General features: G+C 29.2%; 7 protein-coding genes. 4 read left to right on the top strand and 3 right to left on the bottom strand.

All coding sequences use genetic code 11. The features are described 5' to 3' along the window. Positions 1–172: 172 nt before the first annotated feature. Both E6248_RS10895 and E6248_RS10890 read right to left on the bottom strand, forming a co-directional pair. A complete protein-coding gene (locus E6248_RS10895) occupies positions 173–1,219 on the bottom strand; it encodes an FAD:protein FMN transferase (RefSeq protein ID WP_316340830.1) in 1,047 nt (348 codons plus the stop codon). A 300-nt stretch (positions 1,220–1,519) separates the two neighbouring features. After that, positions 1,520–1,933, bottom strand: a complete 414-nt coding sequence (locus tag E6248_RS10890; RefSeq protein ID WP_316340829.1) for an FMN-binding protein — start codon at positions 1,931–1,933, stop codon at positions 1,520–1,522. Between the two features lie 320 nt (positions 1,934–2,253). On the opposite strand from E6248_RS10890, the gene E6248_RS10885 reads away from it, so the two are divergent. From E6248_RS10885 to E6248_RS10870, 4 genes are all read left to right on the top strand, one after another. Beyond that, entirely contained in the window at positions 2,254–4,137 is a 1,884-nt protein-coding gene (locus E6248_RS10885) for an FAD-dependent oxidoreductase (RefSeq protein ID WP_316340828.1), read from the top strand. Positions 4,138–4,340: 203 nt separating this feature from the next. Continuing rightward, positions 4,341–4,721: a NusG domain II-containing protein gene (locus tag E6248_RS10880; protein ID WP_136008016.1), complete on the top strand. Its 381-nt coding sequence runs from the start codon at positions 4,341–4,343 to the stop codon at positions 4,719–4,721. 9 nt (positions 4,722–4,730) lie between these two features. After that, entirely contained in the window at positions 4,731–5,252 is a 522-nt protein-coding gene (locus tag E6248_RS10875; protein ID WP_316340827.1) for a Gx transporter family protein, read from the top strand. A 170-nt stretch (positions 5,253–5,422) separates the two neighbouring features. Then, the gene (locus E6248_RS10870) at positions 5,423–6,388 is read left to right on the top strand and encodes a polyprenyl synthetase family protein (protein ID WP_316340826.1); all 966 of its coding nucleotides are present in this window, start codon (positions 5,423–5,425) and stop codon (positions 6,386–6,388) included. A gap of 9 nt (positions 6,389–6,397) precedes the next feature. Here E6248_RS10870 and E6248_RS10865 read toward each other — a convergent pair whose 3' ends face one another. Then, positions 6,398–7,285 (bottom strand): LysR family transcriptional regulator, encoded by an 888-nt coding sequence (locus tag E6248_RS10865; protein WP_316340825.1) that lies wholly within the window; start codon positions 7,283–7,285, stop codon positions 6,398–6,400. Between the last annotated feature and the right edge of the window lie 65 nt (positions 7,286–7,350).

Here is a 7,350-nt window from a genome sequence, read left to right as displayed (position 1 = left end):
ATATTAATTATTTTCAACACTAAATAAAACTTCAAAAATGTAAAACTTAATTATAGCTTATATATATAATTTTTATTTTACTAATTTAAGATTATAGAAGAGTACAGAAAAAATATCTCCTTCCATAAATTTAAATTATTAGGAAGGAGATATTTTTTATTATTTATGGTTTTTAGTTTGCTATAGTAAAATCACTATTAGTTAATTCAAATATATTTTTAACTTCATTAGTTAAATAAATTTTATTATCTTTAGTAACAAAGATAGCATCTATTCCACTTTGAGAGTTTATAAATTTCATGCCTTCTTCAACTCCCATTGCAAATACAGAGGTAGATAAGGCATCCCCATCTATAGATTTATCACTTACTATAGTTATTCCTGCAATTTCATTATCATAAGGATAACCAGTGCTTGGGTTTAGAATATGATGATATCTAACTCCATCTTCTTCTATATATCTTTCATATATACCAGAAGTAACAACAGATTTATTACTTGTAGTTAAAGTTCCAATTATACCGCCTCTCTCTGAAAAAGGATCTTGGATTCCAATTTTCCAATCAGAACCGTTAACTTTTTTACCGTGGGTAAAGATATTTCCACCAAGGTTAATTATGGCACTTTCAACACCTTCATCAGTTAGTATACTTGAAATTACATCGGCAGTATAACCTTTTGCTATTCCACCAAGATCTAGCATCATACCTTCTCTTTTTAAATATACAGTTTTATCTGAATCATTTAATTCAACATCTTGATAATTTACTAAAGGTAATTTACCTTGAATTTCTTCAAGAGAAGGAACTCTAGCCTCAGGCAATCCAATACTCCAAAGTTTAACTATAGGTCCAACTGAAATATCAAATAAGCCATGAGATAATCTAGCGTATTCCAATCCTTTTTCTATTAAGGTATATGTATCATCATCCACCTTAACTGGCTTTATACCTGCATTTTCATTTATTTCATCTATTAATGTTCCGTTCTCATTAATACTTAATGTTGATTCTAAGTCTTTCACTTTATTAAATACTTTATCTAATATTTTAGAATCATTACTATCATAAAGAGTTACAGTAACTGTAGTACCCATTAATATTTCGCTCTTTGATAACGGCTCTTGAGAAGCTTTATTCTTTGAACATGATGTTATAAGTCCAAGAGATAAAATTAGCAATAAAGAAGAGAGTGTTATTTTAGCTAATCTTTTTGACATGATATTCCTCCTAATTAATAATTACTATATAAGTTGTAATAGTGCCCACTTTATATTAATTTATATTTTATAAGAATGATATTTAAGTAATAGAATTACCTTCATAATTGATATAATAATTAAAGAATATATTAGGTCAAGTTTTATTTTTCCATTAAGTAGTTCTTTTAGAGTTTAATCTTATATAACTATATTGATATAGATTCTTAATTGAAACATATATCTATTAGTATAAGTAAAAATATAAAAAATAACAAAAGACTTTAGACAAAAGTCTAAAGTCTAGTTAATTATAAAAGATTATTTAGCTTCAGCTAATGCCTCTTCAGCTAATTTTTTAAATGAATCTGAAGTGCTAGTAGCACCAGTTACAGCATCAACAGCAGCAACATCTTGCTTTTCAACTAAAGCTTTTTCTAATGCTGGGAATGCTTCTTCTGGGTTAGCTCCACTGATTTCTTTCATTTTCTTGTTGTATTCAGCGTCAGCTAATTTACTTCCAGCATCGTTAGCTTCGTCATACTTAACTGTAGCGATCTTTCCATCTTTAACTTCGATTGCGATAGAAGCAACATATCCTCTTTCGTCAGCTGCAGATTTCTTTTCATAAGTACCGTCTTTTAATCCAGCTTCTTCTTTATTTCCGCATCCTACAAATACTGTAGTAGCTAATGCAGCAACTGCTAATAAGCTTAAAACTCTTCTTGATTTCATTACAAAATCCCCTCTCAAACTTAAATTTATTTTTTGAATTTGTTTTCAATTACTAGACCATTATACACAAAATAAAAGGGGTTAGATATTCGAGTTACTTATACTACATAAGAATTTCTAATGGTGTTAAAAAAAAGACAATAGTCATGAGACAAGCAAATATGAGGCTTTCAGTATATTACGATAACAAAATATATAGATAAATCATTGTTAAAAAATATACAAAAAATATTCAAAGTGATATAGACATATTATGAAATAGTGTATAGAATTAATTATGCTGTTTTAGAATTATTTAAATATGAAGGGAAGGTTTCAACATGGCACAAAATAAGATAGTTGTTCTTGGAGCTGGATACGGCGGTGTTCGTACTGCTAAGAAACTAGCCAAAAAATATAAGAAAAACAATGATGTGGAAATTACATTAATCGATAAGAATCCGTATCATACATTAATGACTGAATTACATGAGGTAGCTGGAGGAAGAGTTCATCCAGAATCTGTTCAAGTAGAATTATGTAAGATTTTTGGTAAAACAAAAGTTAAAGTTGTAACAGACTATATAGAAAATGTAGATACAGACAAGAAAGTTATAAAAACTACTTATGGAGAATATGCTTACGATTATTTAGTAGTAGGTACTGGTAGTGAACCAGCTTTCTTTGGAGTACCAGGAGTAAAAGAAAATGGATTCACTCTTTGGTCATTTGAAGATGCTCTAAAAATTAGACATCACATTGAAGAAATGTTTGAAAAAGCTAGCTTAGAAAGAAATGAAGCTAAGAGAAAAGAAATGTTGACATTCATAGTTGCAGGTTCTGGATTTACTGGTATAGAAATGGCTGGTGAATTATTAGAATGGAAGACTAGATTAGCTAGAGAATACAACGTTGATGAAAATGAAGTTACATTAAAAGTTGTTGAAGCTATGGGAACTATCTTAAATATGTTAGATAGAAAACAAGCTGATAAAGCTGAAAAGTACATGGTTAAACATGGAATGGAAATATTAAAGAATTCACCTATAGTTGAAGTGAATGAAAATAACATAAAGTTAAAAGACGGACAAATTATTAACACTAGAACATTAATATGGACTTGTGGAATTCAAGCAAACCAAGAAGCTAAAGAATATGGATTAGATACAGCTAGAGCTGGAAGATTACAAGCTAATGAATATATGCAAGCTGTAGGTAAGGAAGATGTATTTGTAGTAGGAGATATTGCTTACTTTGAAGAAGAAGAAGGTAAGGGTACCCCACAAATAGTTGAAGCAGCAGTTCAAACAGCTGATACAGTTGTTAAGAATATAGTTGCATCAATTGAAAAGAAAGAAATGCAAAAATTTGCTGGTAAATACCATGGATTTATGGTTTCTATCGGTGGAAGATACTGTGTTGCTAACTTAATGGGTCTTAAATTATCAGGATTCTTTGCTATGATAATGAAACATTTAGTTAATATTCACTACTTATTTGAAGTAAATGATGTTCACGCAATTTATAGTTACTTACAACATGAATTCTTTACTATGGAAGATAGAAGATCTGTAATGAGAGGTCATTTATCATCAAAAGCTAATAGATTATGGCTTGTACCTTTAAGAGTATTTATAGGTTCTCTATGGTTAATTGAAGGTATTAAGAAGTTAATTGGCGAAAGCATTTGGGAAAAGATGTGGGATGCAGGTAGCATAAAAGGATTCTTTGATGCTATTACTATTGGTTCAGATAGCTGGATTAAAGCTGGTAATGTTAAGATGCCTTTCACTTGGTTACAAGATGCAACATCTGGTGCTTCAGCAGCGGCAGGTGCAGAAACTGCAACAGAATGGGCTAAGCCTATTATAAGTGAAGTTCCAGGTTGGTATGCTGCAATAATGCAATTTATGATGCCAAATCCTGAAGTAGCAGTATGGTTCCAAAGAATAGTTGTTTTAATGGAAATAGGTATGGGTCTTTGCTTAATTGCTGGATTATTTACATTTATATTCAGTGCAGTATCAGCAGGTATGGTAGTTAACTTTATCTTATGTGCTATGGCTGGATGGGATATACTATGGTACTTCTTCGGATCTATTGCTTTAATGGGTGGAGCAGGTAGAACATTTGGTTTAGATTACTATATAATGCCATGGATAACAAGGCTAGCAGATAATTTCTGGCATGGTAAGAAAGTACCAATGTACAAAAAAGCACAATAATTGATGAAATAAATCAACTATAATAAATTAAATAGTATATATGCTTTTAATTTTGATATTTAAGTTAATAAAATGATATTGAGGTAGATAATTAATTAAAACATATATATAATAAACTTTATAAGGTAGGGTAATTACTCTACCTTATAAAATTGTAAGGTTATAATGCAAAATAATAGCCTAATTCTATGGAGATGAATAATATGTTTAAAAGGTTAGACTTTGTTATAATTGCAGTACTTATGATATTATCATTTTTACCTGAAATAATACTTGGAGCATCTGTAGGTAAGAATTTCAGTACAACATATGCAGAAATAACTGTTTCAGGAAAGTTATATAAGAATATTCCTCTATCTGTACATAAGGGAGAGGAGATAATAGAAGTGAAAAGTAAAAATGGTATTAATATAGTAAAAGTTAAAGATAATAAGATAGGTATAATAGAAGCTGATTGTCCTGATAAGGTATGTATGAATCCAGAATACATTGAGAAGCCTGGGCAAAGCTTAGTTTGTCTTCCTAATAAGGTAATGATTGAAATAAAAGGTAAGGCAGACGATGATATTATATTATCACATTAAGGAGAAGCTATGAAGAAAACTAGTAAAATGGTATATATCGGATTGTTGGTAGCTCAAGCCTTAGTACTACATATTTTTGAAAGAATGATTCCTGTACCTTTTATAACTCCAGGAGCTAAATTGGGTTTAGCTAACTTAATAATAGTTATTGCATTATATACATTAGACAGTAAGAGAGATGCCTTTTTAGTACTATTCCTGAGATTACTATTATCCACTATGTTTGGAGGGAATTTATCTTCATTTATGTATAGTGCAGCAGGTGGAATACTAAGCTTTATGGCTATGGTAATAGTAAAGGAGTTATTTAAAGATAAGGTGAGTATAATAGGAGTGAGTTCAGCTGGAGCAATATTCCATAATGTAGGGCAATTAATAATTGCATCTTCAATTGTAAAGAATATTGGCGTTATGCTTTACTTACCTGTATTATCTATAATAGGAATAGGAACTGGTATTTTTATTGGAATTACAGCTAATTATGCTGTAAATCATTTAAAAAGACTTCCAATGTTTAAAGGTTATATTTAGGTGCTGCCGCACAATGAAAAATTAAGAGTGAATAATGAAAAAACTCCTTAAGGAGTTTTAAAAAAGAAATTGAGTTTAGTAATTATGTAAGAATTACATCAATAATTCTTAATTTTTAATTCTTAATTTAAGATGATAATGCGACAGCTTCTTCAAGAAGGTGGATTTAAATGAACAATATTTGGAGTAAGTATCCCGAACTTAATAAAGAACTTAATGAAGTATTAAGTCTTATGAGAAAGAATGTTAAATGTAAGGATAAAAAAATAGAAAACTCTATTTTAGAATTATTAGAAGGAAACGGAAAGTTATTAAGACCAGCTTTTGTGCTAATAGGATCAAAATTTGGTGATAATGACAATGCTAAGTCTGTTCCTACAGCAGCAGTTATTGAATTACTTCATATGGCAACATTAGTGCATGATGATGTTATTGATGATTCAAAATTAAGAAGAGGAAGAGAAACTGTTCAATCTAAATATGGTAAGGATTATGCAGTTTACATAGGAGATTATTTATTCTGTGTATGCTTTAAAATACTTGCAACTCAATCTTCTCTTCAAGCTATAAAGGTAGATTCAAGAGCTATGTCTAAAATATGTATGGGAGAAGTAAATCAGCTTAATGCTAGATTTTCTATGGAATTATCTGTTAAAGATTATTTAAGTAGGATATCTGGAAAGACTGCTGAATTATTTTCAATTTCTTTATATTTAGGTGCAGCTGAATGTAATGCTGATAAAAAGGTTTCTAGAGAACTAAGTAATATAGGACATAATTTAGGTATGGCGTTCCAGATAATAGATGACATACTAGATTATGAAGGAAATGATGAAAGCATAAAAAAATCTGCAGCTAATGACTTAAAACAAGGAATTTATACTATTCCATTAATATATGCTTATAGGAATAATAAAGCTGCTTTTAATAATATACTATCAAAAGATAATTATACTGAAGAAGAAATAAAAGAAATAATAGGATTAGTTAAAGAAAATAAAGGTATAGAAATGGCTAAGGAATTAGCTGAAAAATATATGAATAAGTGTTTTAAGGGAATTGAAAGACTTCCTGAAAATCAATATAAAGATGTACTTAGAGAAATATCAAACTGGTTATTACTTAGAACATACTAAAGGGCTACTTTAATTTAAGTAACCCTTTAGTATGTTTTTTAAACTTTTTACAAAATTACTATTAGTTTTATAAAAAGAATCTAAGTAGCAGATATATAATGTCAATTCTATAGAAAAGTCCTCTATGTTAATTCTTTTAATTCTAGTTGAAGGAGCGTAGTTGTGATAAATGCTTGCTGGAATAAAGGCTACTGCTTTTGCAGATAAAACCCCATTTAAAGCAGCAAAATAAGAATTAGTTTTATATAATATATTTGCTTTATCTAAGTCTTCTTCACTACATTCAAGCTCTTTAATTAAAGATTCTTTTAAACATTTTTTATCTGAAGCTAAGATAAGTGGTAAATTAAAAATTTCATTTTTAGTAATGGTGTTAATTGGGAAGTTTTTATCTGCAACTAAGAAAATTTCATCACTACCCAATGGTTTACTTATTATTCCGTTGTTACCATCGGGTTTATGATAACAAATGAAAATGTCCCTAACATTATTAAGCAAGTTCGTATGAGAGCAACAGTCGATATTATTTATATTTATTGTGTGAGAATCATAAACTTTTTTTAGTTTAGAAATTGCAATTGGTAAAATAGTTTGACCTATTGATTCAACAGCTTCAATAGATATAAACTTTTTTTGATTTATAGAATGATATAATTCTTCTTGCATTTTATTGTAAGCGTTTAATATAGTTTCGGAATATTTAAATAATATTTCACCTTCAGGTGTTAATGACACACCTCTATTGGTCCTATTAAATAATTTCACATTAAGCTTATTTTCTAGCTTGGCAATTTGCTGACTTAAGGCAGATTGAGAAATGTGAGAGTTTTTTGCAACAGTAGAGATACTCTTAGAGTTAGCAACTTGATAAAAATAATTTAAACTATCTATATGCATAATAAACTCCTATCAAATAATTTATATATATGTTTCAATAAACAAATTCATCTATAGCCCCATAG

The organism is Clostridium sp., from assembly GCF_032552055.1.
In the GTDB taxonomy this organism is placed as follows: Bacteria; Bacillota; Clostridia; order Clostridiales; family Clostridiaceae; genus Clostridium.
Note: the sequence above shows the minus strand (reverse complement) of the source record. Positions and strands in the feature narration are given on the sequence as shown.